The organism is Pseudomonas sp. ANT_H4 (assembly GCF_008369295.1).
Taxonomy (GTDB): Bacteria; Pseudomonadota; Gammaproteobacteria; order Pseudomonadales; family Pseudomonadaceae; genus Aquipseudomonas.
Genome location: NZ_VOBG01000037.1, coordinates 1 through 20,654, shown reverse-complemented (window position 1 = coordinate 20,654; position 20,654 = coordinate 1). Strand labels below are relative to the sequence as shown.

Genomic DNA, 20,654 nt, shown 5'->3' with positions numbered 1-20,654 from the left:
CATGTATGCTACGGCGCTTCCTGTAACTCCACTTCCAGCAGGGTTTGGGCATGGACGCGCCGTTTTTGGTGTCGATCAACCCGAGCAGTGCATTGAAGAGGATTAGGCCACCCCTATTCAGTTCAAAAGTAGCCATGCACGAACATTACCAGCCCCGTGAAATAGAAAATGCCGCCCAGTCGTTCTGGGACGAGCAAAAGTCCTTTGAAGTCAGTGAACAGCCAGGCAAGGAGACTTTCTATTGCCTGTCGATGTTCCCTTACCCCAGCGGAAAGCTACACATGGGGCACGTGCGTAACTACACCATCGGCGACGTGATCTCCCGCTACCAGCGCATGCAAGGCAAGAATGTCCTGCAACCCATGGGTTGGGACGCCTTCGGCATGCCGGCGGAAAACGCCGCGATGAAAAATAACGTGGCCCCCGCCAAGTGGACCTACGAAAACATCGCCTACATGAAGACCCAGCTGCGCAGCCTGGGCCTAGCGGTGGACTGGTCCCGCGAAGTGACCACCTGCAAGCCCGATTACTACCGTTGGGAACAATGGCTGTTCACTCGCCTGTTCGAAAAAGGCGTGATCTACCGCAAGAACGGCACCGTCAACTGGGACCCAGTGGACCAGACCGTACTGGCCAACGAACAGGTAATCGACGGTCGCGGCTGGCGTTCCGGCGCGCTGATCGAAAAGCGCGAAATCCCGATGTACTACTTCAAGATCACCGCCTACGCGGATGAACTCTTGTCGAGCCTCGATGACCTGCCGGGTTGGCCCGAGCAAGTCAAAACCATGCAACGTAACTGGATTGGCAAATCCCGTGGCATGGAAGTGCAGTTCCCTTACAACGTCGATTCCATTGGCGAAGCGGGCGTACTGAAAGTCTTCACTACCCGTCCGGACACCCTGATGGGCGCGACCTACGTCGCCGTGGCCGCCGAACACCCGCTGGCCACCCTCGCCGCACAAAACAACCCTGAGCTGCAGGCGTTCATCGCTGAATGCAAAGGCGGCAGCGTCGCCGAAGCCGACGTCGCCACCCAAGAGAAAAAAGGCCTGCCGACCTCGCTGTTCGTCGAGCACCCGCTGACCGGCGAGAAGCTGCCGGTGTGGGTCGCCAACTACGTGCTGATGCACTACGGCGATGGCGCCGTAATGGCAGTGCCGGCTCACGACGAGCGTGATTTCGAATTCGCCACCAAGTACAGCCTGCCAATCAAGTCGGTAGTGCGTACCAGCTCCGGTGACACCAACCCGGCCCCGTGGCAGGACGCCTACGGTGAACACGGCGAACTGATCAACTCCGATGAATTCAACGGCCTGGACTTCGAAGGCGCCTTTGACGCCATGGAAGTCGCACTGATCAAGAAAAACCTCGGTGCCTCGCGCACTCAGTTCCGCCTGCGCGACTGGGGCATCAGCCGCCAGCGCTACTGGGGCTGCCCGATCCCGATCGTCCACTGCGAAACCTGCGGTGACGTGCCGGTGCCGGAAGACCAGTTGCCGGTAATATTGCCGGAAGACGTGGTACCGGATGGCGCCGGTTCACCGCTGGCGCGCATGCCCGAGTTCTACGAATGTGCTTGCCCGAAATGCGGCGCGCCTGCCAAGCGTGAAACCGACACCATGGACACCTTCGTCGAGTCCTCGTGGTACTACGCCCGCTACGCCTCGCCACATTATGAAGGCGGCCTGGTAGAAAAATCCGCGGCCGACCACTGGTTGCCAGTGGATCAATACATCGGCGGCATCGAACACGCGATTCTGCACCTGCTGTATGCGCGCTTCTTTCACAAGCTGATGCGTGACGAAGGCCTGGTCAGCTCCGACGAGCCGTTCAAGAACCTGCTGACCCAAGGCATGGTGATTGCCGAGACTTACTACCGTCGCGAAGCCAATGGCGCCTACACGTGGTTCAACCCGGCGGACGTCGAGTTGGTGCGTGACAGCAAGGCCAAGGTTATCAGCGCCAAGTTGATCTGCGACGGCCTGCCGGTGGAAATCGGCGGCACCGAGAAGATGGCCAAGTCGAAGAACAATGGCGTCGACCCGCAGTCGATGATCGACCAGTTCGGCGCAGACACCTGCCGCCTGTTCATGATGTTCGCCTCACCGCCTGACATGAGCGCTGAATGGTCCGACTCCGGCGTCGAAGGTTCCCATCGTTTCCTCAAGCGCGTCTGGCGTCTGGCCCATGCCCACGTCAGCCAGGGCTTGCCGGGCAAGCTGGACCTGAACAAGCTCAACGATGAACAGAAAGCCATTCGTCGCAGTACCCACCTGGCCATCAAGCAAGCCAGCCAGGACGTTGGCCAGCACCACAAATTCAACACCGCCATCGCCCAGGTGATGACGCTGATGAACGTGCTGGAAAAAGCACCTCAGGTCACTGCACAAGATCGCGCACTGGTACAGGAAGGCCTGGAAACGGTCACCCTGCTGCTGGCACCGATCACTCCGCACATCAGCCATGAGTTGTGGAGCCAATTGGGCCACAACGACGTAGTCATCGACGCCGGCTGGCCGGTGCTGGATGACAGCGCGCTGGTGCAGGACACACTGCAGTTAGTGATTCAGGTCAACGGCAAACTGCGCGGCCAGATCGACATGCCTGCCAGCGCCAGCCGTGAAGACGTTGAAGCCGCCGCTCGCAGCAATGAAAACGTGCTGCGCTTTACCGAAGGCCTGACCATCCGCAAAGTGATCGTCGTGCCCGGCAAACTGGTCAACATCGTCGCTAGCTAATCGGATCGGGCGCCAGGGCATGCACCTGGCGCCGAACAAAACCTCCAGGGCCTCGATAAGGCCCACATGGTTTCAAGGGGAGCAACAAAATGATCAAACGCAATCTGCTGGTTATGGGTCTTGCCGTGCTGCTGAGCGCTTGCGGCTTCCAGCTGCGCGGCACCGGCACCACTGAACTGGCGATCAAGGAACTGGACCTCAGCGCCCGCAACGCCTACGGTGATACCGTGACGCAACTGCGCCAGGTGCTGGAAAACAGCGGCGTCAAAGTCTATACCGGTGCGCCTTATAAGCTGGTCCTGGTCAACGAGCAGGAAACCCAGCGCAACCTCAGCTACGCCAGCGCGGGCCGTGCGTCGGACATCGAACTGAGCACCGTGCTCAACTTCGAGATCCAGGGCCACGACAACCTGCCGTTGATGGGTGACAAACTGCAAGTGCAGAAAGTCGTAAGCCACGATGGCAACAACCTGGTGGGTTCAGATTCGGAAACCATCCAGGTTCGCAAGGAAATGCGTCGTGACTTGGTCCAGCGCATGGTCCTGCGCCTGCAACTGCTGAGCCCGGCACAACTGGATGCCCTGCAGCAGACCGCTGATGCCAAGGCCAAGGCTGACGCCGATGCGCTGAAAGCTGCGCAAGAGTACGAAAACAGCACACCGAAGCAGTCGCCAATCGAAATCCCTGCCGAGTAAGCCACACGGGGCGCGTCACGCGCCCCGTTTGCCCCGCCTATGAAACTCGCCCCCGCCCAACTCGCCAAACACCTGCAAGGCAGCCTTGCGCCCGTCTACATTGTCAGCGGTGATGATCCGCTGCTGTGTCAGGAGGCTGCGGACGCCATTCGCGCAGCCGCACGCCAGCAGGGCTTCGACGAGCGCCAGGTGTTCAGCGCCGACGCCAGTTTCGACTGGGGCACACTGCTGCAAGCCGGTGCGAGCATGTCGCTGTTTGCCGAAAAACGCCTGCTAGAGCTGCGCCTGCCTTCGGGCAAGCCCGGCGACAAAGGCGCGGCGGCGTTGATGGAATACTGCGGGCGGCCAGCCGAAGACACGCTGTTGCTGATCAGCTTGCCCAAGCTCGATGGCAGTGCGCAGAAAACCAAGTGGGGCAAGGCATTGGTGGAGGGTCAGCAGACCCAGTTCATCCAGATCTGGCCAGTGGACAGCAATCAGCTGCCGCAATGGATTCGCCAGCGCCTGTCGCAATCCGGGCTGTCCGCCAGCCAGGACGCGGTAGAGCTGATCGCCGCTCGGGTCGAAGGCAACCTGCTGGCTGCTGCGCAAGAAATTGAAAAGCTCAAGCTGATGGCCGAAGGTGGGCAGATTACCGTCGAAACCGTGCAAGGTGCGGTGGCTGACAGTGCGCGCTTTGACGTGTTCGGCCTGGTGGACGCAATCCTCAATGGCGAAGCCGCCCACACTCTGCGCATGCTCGAAGGCCTGCGCGGCGAAGGCGTCGAGCCTCCGGTGATTCTCTGGGCTCTGGCCCGTGAGTTGCGGTTGCTGGCCAATATTGCCCTGCAATACAGCCAGGGTATACCGCTGGACAAGGCCTTCAGCCAGGCCCGACCGCCGGTGTGGGACAAGCGCAAACCCTTGATTAGCAAAGCCCTGCAACGACACTCGGCGCAACGCTGGGCGCAGTTGTTGCTGGAAGCGCAGCGCATTGATGCGCAGATCAAGGGGCAGGCAGCAGGCTCGCCGTGGATGAGCCTGAGTCGCTTGTCTCTGCTTATGTCAGGACAACGCCTGACGTTACCCGCCGAATAACACCGCTCTTTGTAGGCGCGAGCTTGCTCGCGAAAAACCCGAGAGCGCCGCGTTAAACCAGAAATCCCGCGTTATCGTTGACGCCCTTCGCGAGCAAGAACTAGGCATCCTCCTCGTTCCTACAGGGCACGCCGTATTTACTGACAAATCGCCGGGCTGGACAGAATCCAAACTTCGGCCGATGATTCGCACCGCATCATCCCACCCAAAACGAGAGTACCCATCATGAGCAAAAAGCCATCCAAGCATGGCCCCAACAAGGCCAAATCCATCATCGCCCAGCCCCTGTTCCGCAGTCGTCAGGAACCCGCCGGCAAGGGCAAGGGCAGCTACCGCCGCGAAGCCTTCCAGTCTAATAGCTGGGAGGCTTCTTACTTTCTGGCTGCCTGAAGGCAAGTGCCCCTCTGGCATGATAAGGTCTGCACCTGATTCGTATTTTCTGGACCTGTGCATGCCCTCTAGTCTTTCCCGTCGTTGGCACCTTCGCCAACTGATCGCTGCCTCCAGCCTCATTCTGTTAGTCGCCTGCGCGGAAAAACCTACCGCCGCCGACGCTCAACCCCTGCCCCCGCTCCAGACCGCACCGGTGACCGCCCCTGCCGTGGTTGCGCCGCTGGCGGTGGACAATCTCGATATCCAGCCGACCCAGACCTTCGCCGAATGGCAGGCGGGTTTTCGCGCTGAAGCCTTGAAAGCGGGTATTACCCCTGCGGTGTTTGATACTGCGTTTGCCAACGTCAGCCCCGACATGGCGGTAATCCGCGCTGATCGCAGCCAGCCGGAATTTTCCCGACCCGTGTGGGAATACCTCAACGGCGCGCTGTCGCCGCTGCGGGTGCGTAACGGCCAGGCCTTGCTGATCAAGCACGCCGATATCCTGCAAAGCATCGAGCAGCGCTATGGCGTCGACCGTCAGGTATTAGTCTCGGTATGGGGCATGGAAAGCAACTTTGGCCAGTTCCAAGGCAATAACTCGGTGATCCGCTCCCTGGCGACCCTGGCCTATGAAGGCCGCCGGCCTGCGTTCGCACACGCGCAATTGCTGGCGGCGCTGCAAATCATCCAGCACGGCGATATCCAGGCCGACCAGATGCTCGGTTCCTGGGCCGGGGCCATGGGCCAGACCCAGTTCATCCCGACCACCTACAACACCCATGCCGTGGATTTCGACGGCGACGGTCGCCGCGACATCTGGAACAGCCCGGCCGACGCCCTCGCTTCCACCGCGCACTACCTGCAAAGCTCCGGCTGGCAGAAAGGCCAGCCGTGGGGTTTTGAGGTGCAGCAGTTGCCCGCAACCTTTGACTACGCACTGGCTGATGGCGTAGTGCGCAAACCGGTTGGCGAATGGTTGAAACTGGGAATTCAGGTGCCTGCAGGCGCCAGCGTCCCGCCCAACGTGGACCAGCTTTCCGCCGCTCTGTTGCTGCCGGCAGGTCATCGTGGCCCGGCGTTCCTGCTGCTGGATAACTTCCGCGCGATCCTCAAGTACAACAACTCGTCGTCCTACGCCTTGGCAATCGGCCTGCTGTCCGAGCGGTTTGCGGGGGGCGGGGTGATTCGTGGGGAGTGGCCAAAAGACGAGCTGCCGTTGACCCGCTCCCAGCGCATTGAGTTACAGACAGTACTCAGCGCCAATAACTACGCTGCGGGCAACCCGGACGGGATCATTGGCGCCAATACGCGCAAGGCGATTCGGGCCGCACAGCAGGCGCTGGGCTGGCCTGCGGATGGGTATCCGACGGTGAAACTGCTGGAGACCTTGCGTAACAAATAGACCGTTGTGCGGCGACTATCGCTATCGCGGGCAAACCGGGCTTACCCGCGATGAGGTCTTCACTGGCGATAAGAACTTCAGGCCTTAAAGACCACATCCTGCTCCAACACCAACGTCCTCTCCCCCGCATCCAGCCGCACCCACGCGCCCATCGGCAACGTCAGGTTCGGATCGCAATGCCCGCTGCGCCAACCCGACAGTACTGGAATGCGCAACGGTTCAAAGGTTTGCTTGAGCAAGCATTCGAGCGCAGCGCTTTCGACACCCGCCACATCCCCCACCAACACCCCGGCAACCTGAGCCAGCTTGCCTGCCAACCGCAAATGGGTAAGCAAGCGATCAATGCGGTACAGCGGCTCATTGATGTCTTCGATAAACAGGATGATGCCCTTGGCATCAAGTTCGTAGGCCGTGCCCATGGTCGCAGCGATCATCGACAGATTGCCACCCAGCAGACGCCCGCGAGCGATGCCTGGCTCGATTGTCGTCAACGGGAAGGCCACCGGGTGGCTCAACGCACTACCGGCCTTCAACTGCCCACGCAGCAGGCTGAACAGCGACGACTCGGTAGGCTGCTGCTTTTCACCGAGCAGGTCGGCATTGAGCATCGGCCCGTGAAAAGTCACAAAGCCAGCGTAGCGGTTGATCGCCACGTGCAGCGCAGTGATATCGCTATAGCCTACAAACGGTTTAGGGTTGGCCTTCAGCAGGTCAAAATCCAGGCGATCCAGTAGGCGCGGGGTGCCGTAGCCACCCCGCAGGCAAAAAATGGCATCAATAGAAGTGTCGGCAAAGGCTTCATGCAGATCGTTGATCCGAACGTCATCGCTACCTGCCAGGTAGCCATCACGCTGCCCCACACCGGGGAAAACACGCAAGGTATAACCCCTGGAGTCCATCCACCGACGAGCCTTATCGACATCCAGTGCTGCAGGCCCTGCAGGAGCGATCAGTCCGATCACCCCCTCGGCACGCAAGGCCGGCACCGCCTTGCTCATTCTCAGGAAACCAGGCTGGCCTTGACCAGTTTTGCCTGTTCGTCGGCATGGTACGAAGAACGCACCAGCGGGCCCGACGCAACGTTCTTGAAGCCCATCTTGTAGCCTTCTTCGGCAAACCAGGCAAACACGTCAGGGTGCACGAAGCGCTGGACCGGCAAGTGGCTGCGGGAAGGTTGCAGGTATTGGCCGATGGTCAGCATGTCGATGTCGTGTTCGCGCATACGCTTCATGACCTCGATGACTTCTTCGTCGGTCTCGCCCAGGCCGAGCATCAGGCCGGACTTGGTAGGAATGTGCGGCATCATCTGCTTGAATTTTTGCAGCAGGGTCAGCGACCACTGGTAGTCTGAACCCGGACGCGCAGCCTTATACAAGCGCGGCACAGTTTCTAGGTTGTGGTTGAACACATCTGGCGGCTCGGCGGCGGTGATTTCCAGGGCGACGTCCATGCGGCCACGGTAATCCGGGACCAAGGTCTCCAGCATCACTCCCGGCGACAGCTTGCGGATTTCGCGGATGCAGTCGGCAAAGTGCTGGGCACCGCCGTCACGTAGGTCATCGCGGTCCACGGAGGTGATCACCACGTACTTGAGTTTCAGGTCGGCGATGGCGATGGCCAGGCTTTGCGGTTCGTTGACATCCAATGGCTTCGGACGGCCGTGGCCGACGTCGCAGAACGGGCAACGACGGGTGCAAATGTCACCCATGATCATGAAGGTCGCGGTACCGCCGGAGAAGCACTCACCCAGGTTCGGGCAGGAGGCTTCTTCGCAGACGCTGTGCAGCTTGTGTTTGCGCAGCAGGGCTTTGATCCGATCGACTTCCGGCGAGATCGGGATGCGTACACGAATCCAGTCGGGCTTTTTCGGCAGTTCGGTGGTCGGGATGATCTTCACCGGGATGCGTGCAACCTTCTCGGCGCCGCGCAGCTTGACGCCGGCTTCCACCTTGGCACGCGGGGCCGGACGCTCGGTAATGTTCAGCGTCGGGATCATGGTTTGCACAACATCAGTAGTCATAATCAGTCGATTCCGCCCGTTAGGGTCGTCTGCTCAGCATAGTCGAGGTGTTTGACGAGCTGCGCGCGCAGCCGGGCACTTACCTCGGCAAATTCTATCGGTCCTGCGTGCTCGCTCAGCTGCGTCATGGCCAGCCCAGCGTAACCACAGGGATTAATCCGTCGAAACGGTGCCAGGTCCATGTCCACATTCAGGGCCAGGCCATGAAAGGAACAGCCGTGGCGAATCCGCAGGCCCAGGGAGGCGATTTTCGCGCCGTCAACATACACGCCCGGCGCATCAGGCTTGGCTACGGCAGTCACACCGTAACTGGCCAACAGCTCGATCAGGCATGTCTCCATGCGACTGACCAGCTCACGCACGCCAAAACCCAGCCGGCGCACATCCAGCAATAGGTACGCCACCAATTGGCCAGGACCATGGTAAGTCACCTGCCCGCCGCGGTCGACCTGCACCACCGGGATTTCTCCCGGCAGCAGCAGATGCTCGGCCTTGCCGGCCTGGCCCTGGGTGAAAACCGGCGGGTGCTCCACCAGCCAGATTTCATCCGGGGCTTCGGTGCCGCGCTCGTTGGTGAACCGCTGCATGGCGTGCCACACCGGCTCGTATGCCATTTGGCCGAGCTCGCGAAAGCCCAGAGTCTGTGACATCACAACACCATGTGCACGAAGCCGGTGGCCCGCAGATCACTGTTGATGTCGTACAGCTGGTCTTGCCCGGTGGCAATGATGTGCAACTGGATAGTGGTGTACTTGCCATTGGTGCTTTGACGTTCGGCCAGGGTCTTGTGGTCGACGGTGGCGTGCTTCTCAAGGATCTCGATGATCTTGTCCTTGAAACCCACGCCGGTGTCGCCGATTACCTTAATAGGGTAATCCGCGCAGGGGAATTCGATCTTTGGCGCCTTTACTTCGGTATCGGTCATGGCGTAACGGCCTCGTAAGCGTAAGCCGTGGCGACGGGCATGACCTGCGCGCCGGATCGGCGCGAGGTCATGCAGGTGCACACTATCAGTTGAACAAGCCGTAGAAGAATAGACGGATGCTATCCCACACGCGGCGGAAAATACCACCTTCGTCGACAGCGTCAAGAGCGATCAGGTCGGCGCTGTGCACCACTTTGTCGTCCAGTTTCACTTCGACTTTACCAATCACATCGCCCTTGGCGATTGGCGCGACCAATTGAGGGTTCATGGTCATGCTGGCAGCCAGCTTCTTCAATTGGCCTTTAGGCATGGTCAGGGTCAGGTCTTCAGCCAGGCCTGCCTTGATTTGATGCTCAGTGCCTTTCCATACCTGGGCCTGGGCGAGTTCGGCGCCCTTCTGGTAGAAGGTCTGGGTTTCGAAGAAGCGGAAACCGTAGGTCAGCAGCTTTTGCGTCTCGGCCGCACGGGCCTGCTCGCTGTTGGTACCGAACACCACGGCGATCAGCCGCTGGCCGTCACGCACGGCCGAGGACACCATGCAGTAACCGGCTTCGTCGGTATGACCGGTTTTCAGACCGTCGACAGTCTTGTCGCGCCACAGCAGCAGGTTGCGGTTAGGCTGCTTGATGTTGTTCCAGAAGAACTCTTTCTGTGAGTAGATCGCGTAGTGCACCGGGTCGACACGAATGATCGCGCGGGCCAGGATCGCCATGTCGTGAGCCGACGAGTAGTGCTCAGGGTTCGGCAGGCCAGTCGGGTTCATGAAGTGGCTGTTGGTCATGCCCAAGTCAGTCACGGTTTTGTTCATCATGTCGGCGAATGCGTCTTCGCTGCCGGCGATGTGCTCGGCCAGGGCGACGCTGGCGTCGTTACCCGACTGGATGATGATGCCGTGCAGCAGGTCGCTGACAGTCACCTGGGTACCGACCTTGATGAACATCCGCGAACCGCCGGTGCGCCAGGCGTTTTCGCTGACGGTCACCGGATCGCTTTCACCGATCTGGCCGCGACGGATTTCCAGGGTGGCGATATAAGCAGTCATCAGCTTGGTCAAGCTGGCCGGTGGCAGGCGCTGGTCACCGTTGCTCTCGACCAGCACGTTGCCGCTGGCGGCATCCATGAGCACCCAGGATTTGGCGGCAAGTTGCGGTGAAGCCGGCACCATTTCGACCGCCCAGGCGGCAGGTGTGATGATCAGCGGGACAAGCAGGCACAGGCGTTTGGCTAAGGTGGTGATGTTCATCCGTCTCTCGAAATTACTTATGGAAACTTGCCCTAGCGGGCAAAACTATTCAGACAGCCCGTTACCAGACTGTCGCGTGTTCAGTTGCCTGCTCAACCCTTGCCTTCGGGTTTTTATTATTCCAAGAGCCAACAACCAGGGTCCTGGCCCGCAAGCGAGCCTGAACCATCAATCCGATATCACTTATTCCGCGCTGACCACACTGGGCTGCCCCAGGTTGGCCAGCCGCACGCTGTTCTGCACTTGCGTGATCTCACCCGGCGTACCAATTGGCCCTAGGCGAACCCGGTGCAGGGTCTGCTGATTACGCACAATAGAGCTGATAAAGACTGGCGCACTGACCATCCCGCTGAGCTTGGACCTTAACAGCTCTGCCGCGTCTGGGTTGGCGAAAGCGCCGACTTGCAGGTACTGCCCGCCCGCCGTCTGGCCACCAGGCGCCGCTTGCGGCACGGCCACCACGGGCGCGGCGTGTTGCTGCGGCGGTGGCGTCCATTGTTCGACCTTGCCGGCCGATGCGGTGATTTGTGGCTGCGGGGTTTGCGGTTCGTTGAGCATCAACGGTGCCGGCTTACCACGCTGGGCCCAGTACTGTTGTGGATCGATACCTTCGACCTTGACCCGTGCGGTGCCGGTTTCGGCGTAGCCAAGTTTCTTCGCGGCAGCGTAGGACAAGTCGATGATCCGGTCCGAATAGAACGGCCCGCGATCGTTGACCCGCAGGATCACCGTGCGGTTGTTGTCCAGGTTGGTCACCTTGACGTAGCTGGGCAGCGGCAAGGTCTTGTGGGCCGCGCTCATGCCGTAAAGGTCATAGACCTCGCCATTGGCGGTGTTCTGGCCGTGGAACTTGGTGCCGTACCAGGAAGCGGTACCCGACTGCACGTAAGTCTTGGACTCTTGCAACGGGAAGTACGACTTGCCCAGCACCGTGTAAGGGTTGGCCTTGTAGGGGCCGGTGTGCAGGGTTGGAGTGGCATCCGGGATGCGCGAGACATCAACGTCCCACCAAGGCGCGCCGTCTTTGTGGGCGCGGTTGATGTCCAGGCCCGGCGCCGAGCGCACGGCAGCCCCGGATTTCTGGGCAGGCGCGCGACTGGTGCTGGTGGAGCAACTGGCCACCATCAACGACAATGCGGCAAGCGCCACCAGCTTCAGGGGTTTATTGATCGGCAATACCCGCATTACTTGACGCCCCGTGCTTGGACCAGCATGTCTGACAGCTGATGCACGGCCATGGCGTACATCACACTGCGGTTATAACGCGTGATTGCGTAGAAATTCTTCAGGCCCATCCAGTATTCAGGGCCATTTTCGCCTTCGAGGCGAAATGCAGTAACCGGCATATCATCGCGCAGCGCATCATGACTTGACCAGCCCAGCGCCCGCAACTCTGCGACGGTCTTGACCGGCTCGATGCCTTGGGTCAGGCCTTCGTCGGCGCGATCTCCCCTGACATCGGCGCGAATCACCACCGGCTCACCACCGACCCAGCCGTGACGTTTGAAATAGCTGGCCACGCTGCCGATGGCATCATCGGGGTTGCTCCAGATATTGATATGGTTGTCACCGTCAAAATCCACGGCGTAGGCGCGAAAGCTGCTCGGCATAAACTGCGGCAGGCCCATGGCCCCGGCATAGGAACCCTTGAGGGTCAGCGGATCGATCTGTTCTTCACGGGCCAGTAGCAGGAACTCACGCAGTTCCTTGCGGAAGAAGTCCGCGCGCGGCGGGTAATCGAAACCCAGGGTCGACAAGGCGTCGATCACCCGGTAGCTGCCAGTGTTGCGGCCATAAAAGGTTTCAATCCCAATGATCGACACAATGACCTGCGCCGGCACGCCGTACTCCTGCTCGGCGCGGGCCAGCACCGCTTCGTGCTCGCGCCAGAAGTCCACGCCCCGTGCCACGCGGGCATCGGTGAGGAACATCGGCCGGTATTCCTTCCACTGCTTCACGCGCTCGGCGGGACGGGAGATGGCATCGAGAATCGACTGTTTACGCTGAGCTTCACGAAACACGCCCATCAGCTGTTCACCGGCGAAACCATAGTCACGGGTCATCTCGCCGACAAATTCGGCGACCTGGGGCGAGCCGTCGTAGTCGCCGGCCAGCACTTGCTGCGTGGCGCCCAGAAGGCCCACCAGGCCTACACAGGGCGCGTACCGGGCAGCCCAGCCGCGCATTACTTGCATTGACATCTTCACCTTATTCAAACCTGTGCGATCCACTTACGATGGGTATGGATCGACATCAAAACCCCAAACGCTGACAGCAATGTCACCAGCGAAGTTCCGCCGTAGCTAATAAACGGCAACGGCACCCCAACCACCGGCAACAGGCCACTGACCATACCGATGTTGACGAAAACGTAAACAAAAAAAGTCATTGTCAGGCTGCCGGCAAGCAATTTGCCGAACAGCGTCTGCGCTTGCGCGGTGATCACCAGGCCGCGACCGATCAACAGCAGATAGATCAGCAACAGCGCGCAAATGCCCACCAGGCCGAACTCTTCGCCCATCACCGCGATAATAAAGTCGGTGTGGCTTTCCGGCAAAAAGTCCAGGTGCGACTGGGTGCCCAGTAACCAGCCCTTACCAAATACACCGCCGGAACCGATGGCGGCCTTGGACTGGATGATGTTCCAGCCAGTGCCCAACGGATCGCTTTCCGGGTCAAGGAAGGTCAGGATTCGCTGTTTCTGATACTCGTGCATGAAAAAGAACCACATGGCCACGGCCACCGGTATCGCCGCCGCCAGCACGCTGAGAATCCAGCGCCAGCGCAGGCCACCCATGAACAACACGAACGCACCGCCGGCGAGGATCAGCAACGAAGTACCGAGGTCCGGCTGACGCACGATGAGAACAAAGGGGATGCCGATCAGCATCAGGCTGATCCCCACATGTTTGAGCTGCGGCGGCAAAGTGCGCTTGGACAGGTACCAGGCGATGGTCGCCGGCATCAGGATTTTCATGAATTCCGAGGGTTGGAAGCGGATCACCCCTGGAATATTGATCCAGCGGGTGGCGCCCATGGCGTTGTGGCCCATCACGTCCACCACCACCAGCAGCAAGACCCCGGCGACGTAGCCCAGCGGCACCCAGCGGGCCATGAAACGCGGTTCCAACTGGGCAATCACCACCATCGACAACAGCCCAAGCCCGAACGACGACGCCTGCTTGATCAATAAATCCCAATTTTTGCCACTGGCCGAATACAGCACGAACAGGCTCCCGGCGGCCAGGGTCAGCAGCAGGATCAGCAACGGGCCATCAATATGCATGCGCTGCAGCAAGGTGGCGCGGCGACGCATCACATCCTCGCTGGAGAGAATGCGGTCAAAATTACTCTTCACGGGCCGTAGCCTCCGCGCTTGAAGGGTTGGCGTACTCGGGCTTGAGCTTGCCGTCCTGATCCAGCAACCAGGCGTCCATGATCTGGCGCACCACCGGCGCAGCCACGCCGGAGCCGGACTCGCCGTTCTCGACCATTACCGCCACGGTGATCTTCGGGTTGTCGGCCGGAGCAAAACCAACAAACAAGGCGTGGTCGCGGTGGCGCTCCTGAACCTTGGAGCGGTCGTACTTCTCACCCTGCTTGATCGCTACCACCTGGGCGGTACCGCTCTTGCCGGCAATCCGGTACTGCGCGCCGGCCGCAGCCTTGCGCGCAGTGCCACGGGCGCCGTGCATCACTTGCTGCATGCCGTGGTTGACCTTGGCCCAGTCGGACGGGTCGCGCAGGATGATGTCCGGAATCGGGTTTTCATCGACAGGCTTTTCACCCTCTATGGTCCTGGCCAGGTGCGGGCGGATCCACTTGCCCTTGCTGGCCACCAACGCTGTGGCCTGGGCCAATTGCAGCGGGGTGGCCTGCATATAGCCCTGGCCGATCCCGAGAATCAGCGTTTCACCGGGGAACCAGGCCTGACGACGGGTAGCGCGCTTCCATTCCCTGGACGGCATCAAGCCTGGGGATTCCTCGAACATGTCCAGGGACACTTTTTGACCGAGGCCGAACTTGCCCATGTAGGTCGACAAACGATCGATCCCCAGCTTGTGGGCCAGATCATAGAAGTAGGTGTCATTGGAGCGCATGATCGCCGTGTCCAGGTCCACATAGCCGTCGCCGGTACGGTTCCAGTTACGGTATTTGTGATCGTAGTTGGGCAGCATGTAATAACCAGGGTCGAATACCCGGCTGGACGCGGTGACAACACCGGAATCCAGGCCGGCAATCGCCACTGCCGGCTTGATGGTCGAGCCCGGCGGATACAGGCCGCGCAGCACCCGATTGAACAGCGGTCGGTCGATGGAATCGCGCAGCTCGGCGTAGGCCTTGAAGCTGATCCCGGTCACGAACAGGTTCGGATCGAAGCTCGGCTGACTGACCATTGCCAGTACTTCGCCAGTGCTCGGGTCCAGCGCCACCACCGCACCACGACGTCCGCCCAGGGCCATCTCTGCGGCTTCCTGCAGTTTGATGTCCAGGCTCAGGACGATGTCCTTGCCGGGAATCGGGTCGGTGCGCTTGAGCACTCGCAACACTCGACCACGGGCGTTGGTCTCGACTTCTTCGTAACCCACCTGGCCGTGCAGTTCCGGCTCGTAGAAACGCTCGATGCCGGTCTTGCCGATATGGTGGGTGCCGCTGTAGTTGACCGGATCGAGGCTCTTGAGCTCTTTCTCGTTGATCCGCCCCATATAGCCGACCGAGTGGGCAAAGTGCGCACCTTGCGGGTAATGGCGCACCAACTGCGCCACCACTTCCACACCCGGCAGGCGGAACTGGTTCACCGCGATACGGGCAATCTGCTCTTCGGTCAGCTCAAACAGGATCGGCACCGGCTCAAACGGCCGTCGTCCCTGTTTCATGCGCTTCTCGAAGATCACCCGGTCTTCCGGCGTCAGTTGCAACACTTCGACGATGACATCGAGAATCTGCTGCCAGTCCCCGGAGCGCTCGCGGGTCATGCTCAGGCTGAAACTGGGCCGGTTATCCGCCACCACCACGCCGTTGCGGTCGAAGATCAGGCCACGGGTCGGCGGAATCGGCTGCACATGCACCCGGTTATTTTCCGACAACGTGGAGTGATAGTCGTACTGGATCACCTGCAGGAAATACAGGCGGGCGATCAGCACGCACATCAGAACGACCACCATAATGGCGCCGAACACGACCCGAGCGCGTACCAGACGTGCGTCTTTCTCGTGGTCCTTGATGCGGATCGGCTGGGTCATCAGGCAGGGCGCAGATTATTTGTGATAAGGGTGCCCGGACAGAACTGTCCAGGCGCGATACAGCTGTTCACCGATCAGAATCCTTACCAACGGGTGTGGCAGCGTCAGCGGCGACAGCGACCAGCGCTGATCGGCACGCGCGCAGACTTCCGGCGCCAGCCCCTCAGGGCCGCCGACCATGAAGTTCACCGTGCGAGAATCCAGGCGCCAGCGATCCAGTTCCACCGCCAACTGCTCGGTGCTCCAGGGCTTGCCATGCACTTCGAGGGTGACAATCCGCTCATTGGGGCCGACCTTGGCCAGCATGGCTTCGCCTTCCTGACGGATAAAACGCGCCACGTCGGCATTCTTGCCCCGGGTATTGAGCGGTATTTCCACCAGTTCCAACGCCAGCTCGGATGGCAGACGCTTGGCATATTCATGCCAGCCTTCTTCCACCCACTTGGGCATGCGTGAACCGACAGCGATCAGACGCAGGCGCACAGCCGGTCCTTATTCCTGGTCTTTGTTGAGCTTGGTGAAATGCTCGTGACCGACTTCAGGGCTGTGGTGCTTGCCATCGGCGGCACGGCTCTGCTCGGCACCTTTCCACAGGCGCTCCAGGTCGTAGAACTGGCGAGCGTTGGAGGTCATCATGTGGACGATCACGTCGTCCATGTCCAGCAGTACCCAATCGCTGTCGCCCTTGCCTTCTTCGCCCAGTGGCTTGACGCCCTGCAGCTTGACCATCTCGCGGACCTTATCGAGCATCGCGCCGATCTGGCGGTTGGAGGTACCGGTAGCGATGATCATGTAGTCAGTGATGCTCTGCTTGTCACGGACATCAATCACCAGCACGTCCTGGGCCTTGACGTCTTCCAGGGCCGCTACAGCGACCTTGACCAGTTCGTCACCCTTGAGGGGCTCATTACGAAACACCACTTCCGGCAGCGGGGCGCTCTTGAATGTGCCTTTGCGCTTAACTTTGCTTACGTCTTTGTTCGTCATATAAAACTCGTTTTGCTCGTATGTTCGGGCGCTTCAATACACGACTATTCGTGCCTTCAAGCGCGCCTTTTCAGTTCGACGCACGGTAAAGTCCGTGCGCATCGATGTAGGCCAAGACCGCGTCAGGCACCAGGAAACGTACCGACTTCCCGCTGGCCAGCAGTTGACGGATCTGGGTGGCAGACACCGCAAGCGGGGTCTGCCAGACGAATGCAATATTCCCGCTCGGCCCGGTCAGGGCCTGCGGGTCACTTACCGACCGCGCTGCCAGCAGGTTGCGCAAGGCATCCGGCGGTTCGCTGTCGGCATCCGGGCGTTGCAGCACCAGGATGTGGCAATGCTGGAGCAACTCTTCCCAGCGGTGCCAAGTGGGTAGGCCGCAAAATGCGTCCCAGCCCAAAAGTAGAAACAACTGGTCATCAGCGGCCAGTTCGGCCCGCGTCAGTTCCAGGGTGTCGATAGTGTAGGACGGCTTGTCGCGTTTGAGTTCGCGGTCGTCCACCACCAGCGGTGAAATACCGGCAACGGCACACTGGACCATCGCCAACCGGTCAAGCGGTGAAACCTGAGGCGTGTCCCGATGGGGCGGCCTGGCATTCGGTGTCAGGCGCAGCTCATCCAGCCCGAGGGCGTCTGCGACTTCCAGGGCACTGCGCAAATGGCCGATGTGCACGGGGTCGAAGGTGCCGCCGAGCAGCCCGATGCGTTTACCCATCAAGCGCGCACATGACCGTCGCCGAAGACCACGTACTTCTCGCTGGTCAGGCCTTCGAGGCCAACTGGGCCGCGGGCGTGGAGCTTGTCGGTGGAAATGCCGATCTCCGCCCCCAGGCCATATTCGAAACCGTCGGCAAAGCGCGTCGAGGCGTTAACCATCACCGAAGCGGAATCCACTTCGTTGAGGAAACGCCGGGCATCGCTGAAATGCTCGGTGACGATGGCGTCGGTGTGCTTGGAACCGTAGGTGTTGATGTGTTCGATGGCCTGGTCCAGGTCGTCGACGATGCGGATCGACAGGATCGGCGCCGTGTACTCGGTGTACCAGTCCTGCTCGGTGGCTTCGATGATGTCGGCGCCAAGCAAGGCGCGGGTGCGTTCGCAACCGCGCAACTCCACGCCCTTGTCACGGTAGATGGCGGCCAGCGGCGGCAACACGCGCTCGGCAATCGCCACGTGTACCAGCAGGGTTTCCATAGTGTTGCACGGAGCGTAACGGTGCGTCTTGGCGTTGTCGGCAATGCGAATGGCCTTGTCGAGATCGGCAGCGACATCTATGTAGACGTGGCAGACGCCGTCCAGGTGCTTGATGACCGGCACCTTGGCATCGCGGCTGACCCGCTCGATCAGGCTCTTGCCACCGCGCGGGACGATCACGTCGACGAACTCGGGCATGGTGATCAAGGCACCGACGGCGGCGCGGTCAGTGGTTTCCACCACTTGCACCACTTCGGCCGGCAACTCGGCCACCGCCAGGCCCTGCTGGATACAGGCGGCAATGGCACGATTGGAATTGATCGCCTCGGAACCGCCCCGCAGGATGGTGGCGTTGCCAGACTTGAGGCACAGGCTGGCGGCGTCGATGGTCACGTTCGGACGGGACTCATAGATGATGCCAATCACGCCCAGGGGCACGCGCATCTTGCCAACCTGGATTCCCGACGGCATGTAGCGCATGTCGCGGATTTCACCGATGGGGTCAGGCAGCTTGGCCACCTGACGCAAACCTTCGATCATTTCGTCGATGCGCACCGGCGTAAGCGCCAGGCGATCCAGCAATGCCGGTTCCAGACCAATGGCCCGACCGTTGGCCAGGTCCAGCTCGTTGGCGGCACTGAGCTCGGAGCGCGAAGCATCCAGGGCATCAGCAGCGGCCAGCAGCGCACGGTTCTTCTGCGCGGTGCTCGCACGGGCGATCAACCGCGAGGCCTGACGGGCAGCGCGACCCAGGCGGGTCATGTAGTCAAGAACGGACTCAGTCATAGTCTGGCGGGGTCTTGGCAAAGAGGAAAGCGGCAGATTATAGCTGTCGCGCCCGTCCACGGACAGCGGTGAGGGGCGTATGGTTGAAATGAACTGTAAAAAACCGACGTTCAGCCGTGATTAAGGCTGAAGTTGTTATCATCCTGTCACATTTAGTCGCCTTAACCCTTTATGCCATGTCCAACTTTTCACCCTTGATCCCCGCCAACGCCCTACCCGACGGCTTCTTCGATCGCGATGCGCAACAGCTCGCGAAAGATTTGCTGGGCAAAGTCATTCGCCATCGGGTCGGCGATTTGTGGCTGTCGGCGCGAATCATCGAGACCGAAGCCTATTACGAGGCCGAAAAGGGCAGCCACGCATCCCTCGGCTACACAGAAAAGCGTAAGGCTTTGTTTCTGGATGGCGGCCATATCTATATGTACTACGCCCGTGGCGGCGACTCCCTGAACTTTAGCGCCCAGGGGCCGGGCAACGCAGTGTTGATCAAGACGGGCGTATAATACCCGTAAGATTTGACCTTATAGGGAGCGGCTTGTGGCACGGTTAATTTCATACCTTCGGATGTCTACAAGTGAGCAATTACGGGGCTTTTCGCTTGAACGTCAGCGAAAGCTGATAGCCGATTTTGCAGCAAAAAATGACTTGTCACTAGAAAATAGTCACGTTCTTGAAGACATCGGCCATTCTGCCTTTTCCGATGATACGCAACAAAAAGAGCTTACTAAATTCTTTGAAGACCTTGAAAAAGGTAGGTTTCAGCCGGGTGATGTGTTTGCACTAGAAAACATTGACCGGTTAACAAGACGTGGCCCTATTGATGCTTTAATGAAGGTTAACGCGATAATTTCAAAAGGCTTGAAGCTCGCAATCATCAGTGATAAAGAACAAAAAATCCTTGAAGAAATTGATGTTTATACAATCATCACTTTATCAATTGATGCTACCCGTGCAAATGTGGAAAGCAAAAACAAAAGCGATAAAGGTCTATTAAATTGGGCAAGTAAAAGAGAGCTTGCCGCCGTTCATAAAATCGCAATGACTGCACAAGCCCCAGCGTGGCTTGATACCCAAACCTTCGACGTATTTGATGAAGAAAAACGAAAAGACATTAAACGTCGTCGATACGTTCTCAATCCTGAAAAAGCCGAAACGGTCAAACTCATTTTTGACCTTTTCCAGAATGGTAACGGCTCGTTAAAAATCAAGAACATCTTAAATGAAAGAAAAATCCCAACATTCAAAAACGTTGAGTATTGGGAACCTTCCATAATTTCTAAAATTTTGAGAAATCCGGCAACCTTTGGACTTTATCAACCAAAGAAGCAAAACACTGGCAAACGTGACTTGATTGCAGCTTGTGAACCTATTGAGGACTATTTCCCGGCAATCATTAGCCGTGAAACGTTCGAACAATGTCAGCGTATTGCTGCAACAAATACCACACGAAAAGGACGCAAAGGCAAAGTCTTTACCAACTTATTTACAGGATTATTGAAATGTGCCGATTGCGGCGGTCCTGTTCACTTATTAAATCCGGGCATTGATAAACGTGCAAAGATTCCCAAGTCGGTCAATTATATTGTGTGTAAGAAGGGGAAATTTACACGCGAATGTATTTTGAAACGTTTACGATATGACGACTTTGAAAATACATTATTAAAAGCTATTCAAGAAATCAATCTCGCCGACATTTTAGACGAAAATAATCCGCTTGATGTTTTAACCAAAAAACTACGGACAATTGAAATCAAGATTGATAAAAATAAAAAGCTACTTGAAAACTTCCAGAAGTCTTTTATTGAAAATGATGGTGCCTTGCCTTCATTCATGATTGATGGAGGGCGGTTGCAGGAGCTGAGTGCAACACGGTCATTGAATTGAAGCTGGAGCATCATGCCGCATAGCCATGGCCTTCTGCATCACCTCGCCCATAACTTCGATTGGGCATTTGAAGTCGAAGCGC

The 20,654-nt window shown here is 59.0% G+C and carries 19 protein-coding genes and 1 pseudogene; 7 read left to right on the top strand and 13 right to left on the bottom strand.

The annotated features are described in order from the left end of the window. The first annotated feature begins 134 nt into the window (after positions 1-134). From leuS to FQ182_RS27425, 5 genes are all read left to right on the top strand, one after another. Complete coding sequence (gene leuS / locus FQ182_RS27445) at positions 135-2,741, top strand: leucine--tRNA ligase (protein WP_149414743.1); 2,607 nt, start codon at positions 135-137, stop codon at positions 2,739-2,741. 89 nt (positions 2,742-2,830) lie between these two features. Beyond that, complete coding sequence (gene lptE / locus FQ182_RS27440) at positions 2,831-3,436, top strand: LPS assembly lipoprotein LptE (protein WP_133100057.1); 606 nt, start codon at positions 2,831-2,833, stop codon at positions 3,434-3,436. A 39-nt stretch (positions 3,437-3,475) separates the two neighbouring features. Continuing rightward, positions 3,476-4,513, top strand: a complete 1,038-nt coding sequence (holA, locus tag FQ182_RS27435; RefSeq protein WP_149414744.1) for a DNA polymerase III subunit delta — start codon at positions 3,476-3,478, stop codon at positions 4,511-4,513. Between the two features lie 225 nt (positions 4,514-4,738). Continuing rightward, positions 4,739-4,903 (top strand): alternative ribosome rescue factor ArfA, encoded by a 165-nt coding sequence (gene arfA / locus FQ182_RS27430; RefSeq protein WP_056744572.1) that lies wholly within the window; start codon positions 4,739-4,741, stop codon positions 4,901-4,903. Between the two features lie 61 nt (positions 4,904-4,964). Further along, entirely contained in the window at positions 4,965-6,290 is a 1,326-nt protein-coding gene (locus FQ182_RS27425) for a lytic murein transglycosylase (RefSeq protein WP_149414745.1), read from the top strand. Between the two features lie 77 nt (positions 6,291-6,367). On the opposite strand, the gene FQ182_RS27420 is transcribed toward FQ182_RS27425, so the two are convergent. The 13 genes from FQ182_RS27420 to FQ182_RS27360 all read right to left on the bottom strand — a co-directional run bounded on the left by FQ182_RS27420 (position 6,368) and on the right by FQ182_RS27360 (position 18,688). Continuing rightward, on the bottom strand, positions 6,368-7,288 hold the full coding sequence (locus tag FQ182_RS27420; protein WP_149414746.1) for an LD-carboxypeptidase: 921 nt from the start codon (positions 7,286-7,288) through the stop codon (positions 6,368-6,370). A 2-nt stretch (positions 7,289-7,290) separates the two neighbouring features. Beyond that, the gene (lipA, locus tag FQ182_RS27415) at positions 7,291-8,310 is read right to left on the bottom strand and encodes a lipoyl synthase (protein ID WP_149414747.1); all 1,020 of its coding nucleotides are present in this window, start codon (positions 8,308-8,310) and stop codon (positions 7,291-7,293) included. A 2-nt stretch (positions 8,311-8,312) separates the two neighbouring features. After that, a complete protein-coding gene (gene lipB / locus FQ182_RS27410) occupies positions 8,313-8,960 on the bottom strand; it encodes a lipoyl(octanoyl) transferase LipB (protein ID WP_149414748.1) in 648 nt (215 codons plus the stop codon). After that, a complete protein-coding gene (locus FQ182_RS27405) occupies positions 8,960-9,235 on the bottom strand; it encodes a DUF493 domain-containing protein (protein ID WP_133100063.1) in 276 nt (91 codons plus the stop codon). The genes lipB and FQ182_RS27405 overlap by 1 nt, the downstream gene beginning before the upstream one ends. A gap of 85 nt (positions 9,236-9,320) precedes the next feature. Continuing rightward, positions 9,321-10,478 (bottom strand): D-alanyl-D-alanine carboxypeptidase family protein, encoded by a 1,158-nt coding sequence (locus FQ182_RS27400; RefSeq protein ID WP_133100064.1) that lies wholly within the window; start codon positions 10,476-10,478, stop codon positions 9,321-9,323. Between the two features lie 183 nt (positions 10,479-10,661). Beyond that, entirely contained in the window at positions 10,662-11,663 is a 1,002-nt protein-coding gene (locus FQ182_RS27395) for a septal ring lytic transglycosylase RlpA family protein (protein ID WP_149414749.1), read from the bottom strand. Further along, entirely contained in the window at positions 11,663-12,673 is a 1,011-nt protein-coding gene (gene mltB / locus FQ182_RS27390) for a lytic murein transglycosylase B (protein ID WP_149414750.1), read from the bottom strand. The genes FQ182_RS27395 and mltB overlap by 1 nt, the downstream gene beginning before the upstream one ends. Positions 12,674-12,690: 17 nt before the next feature. Then, positions 12,691-13,794: a rod shape-determining protein RodA gene (gene rodA, locus FQ182_RS27385; RefSeq protein WP_178114544.1), complete on the bottom strand. Its 1,104-nt coding sequence runs from the start codon at positions 13,792-13,794 to the stop codon at positions 12,691-12,693. 31 nt (positions 13,795-13,825) lie between these two features. Then, positions 13,826-15,721 (bottom strand): penicillin-binding protein 2, encoded by a 1,896-nt coding sequence (mrdA, locus tag FQ182_RS27380; protein WP_149414751.1) that lies wholly within the window; start codon positions 15,719-15,721, stop codon positions 13,826-13,828. Positions 15,722-15,736: 15 nt separating this feature from the next. Continuing rightward, positions 15,737-16,204, bottom strand: a complete 468-nt coding sequence (rlmH, locus tag FQ182_RS27375; protein ID WP_003185785.1) for a 23S rRNA (pseudouridine(1915)-N(3))-methyltransferase RlmH — start codon at positions 16,202-16,204, stop codon at positions 15,737-15,739. Positions 16,205-16,213: 9 nt separating this feature from the next. Continuing rightward, positions 16,214-16,708 carry a ribosome silencing factor gene (gene rsfS, locus FQ182_RS27370; protein ID WP_149414752.1) on the bottom strand — a complete coding sequence of 165 codons (495 nt, stop codon included), beginning with the start codon at positions 16,706-16,708 and terminating at the stop codon, positions 16,214-16,216. 70 nt (positions 16,709-16,778) lie between these two features. Further along, positions 16,779-17,423, bottom strand: a complete 645-nt coding sequence (gene nadD, locus FQ182_RS27365) for a nicotinate-nucleotide adenylyltransferase (protein ID WP_149414753.1) — start codon at positions 17,421-17,423, stop codon at positions 16,779-16,781. Next, a complete protein-coding gene (locus FQ182_RS27360) occupies positions 17,423-18,688 on the bottom strand; it encodes a glutamate-5-semialdehyde dehydrogenase (protein WP_149414754.1) in 1,266 nt (421 codons plus the stop codon). The genes nadD and FQ182_RS27360 overlap by 1 nt, the downstream gene beginning before the upstream one ends. 176 nt (positions 18,689-18,864) lie before the next feature. On the opposite strand from FQ182_RS27360, the pseudogene FQ182_RS27355 reads away from it, so the two are divergent. After that, positions 18,865-19,185: pseudogene (locus tag FQ182_RS27355) on the top strand (DNA-3-methyladenine glycosylase); the annotation flags it as partial. Positions 19,186-19,225: 40 nt separating this feature from the next. Next, a complete protein-coding gene (locus FQ182_RS27350; protein ID WP_149414755.1) occupies positions 19,226-20,572 on the top strand; it encodes a recombinase family protein in 1,347 nt (448 codons plus the stop codon). Positions 20,573-20,654: the final 82 nt, after the last annotated feature.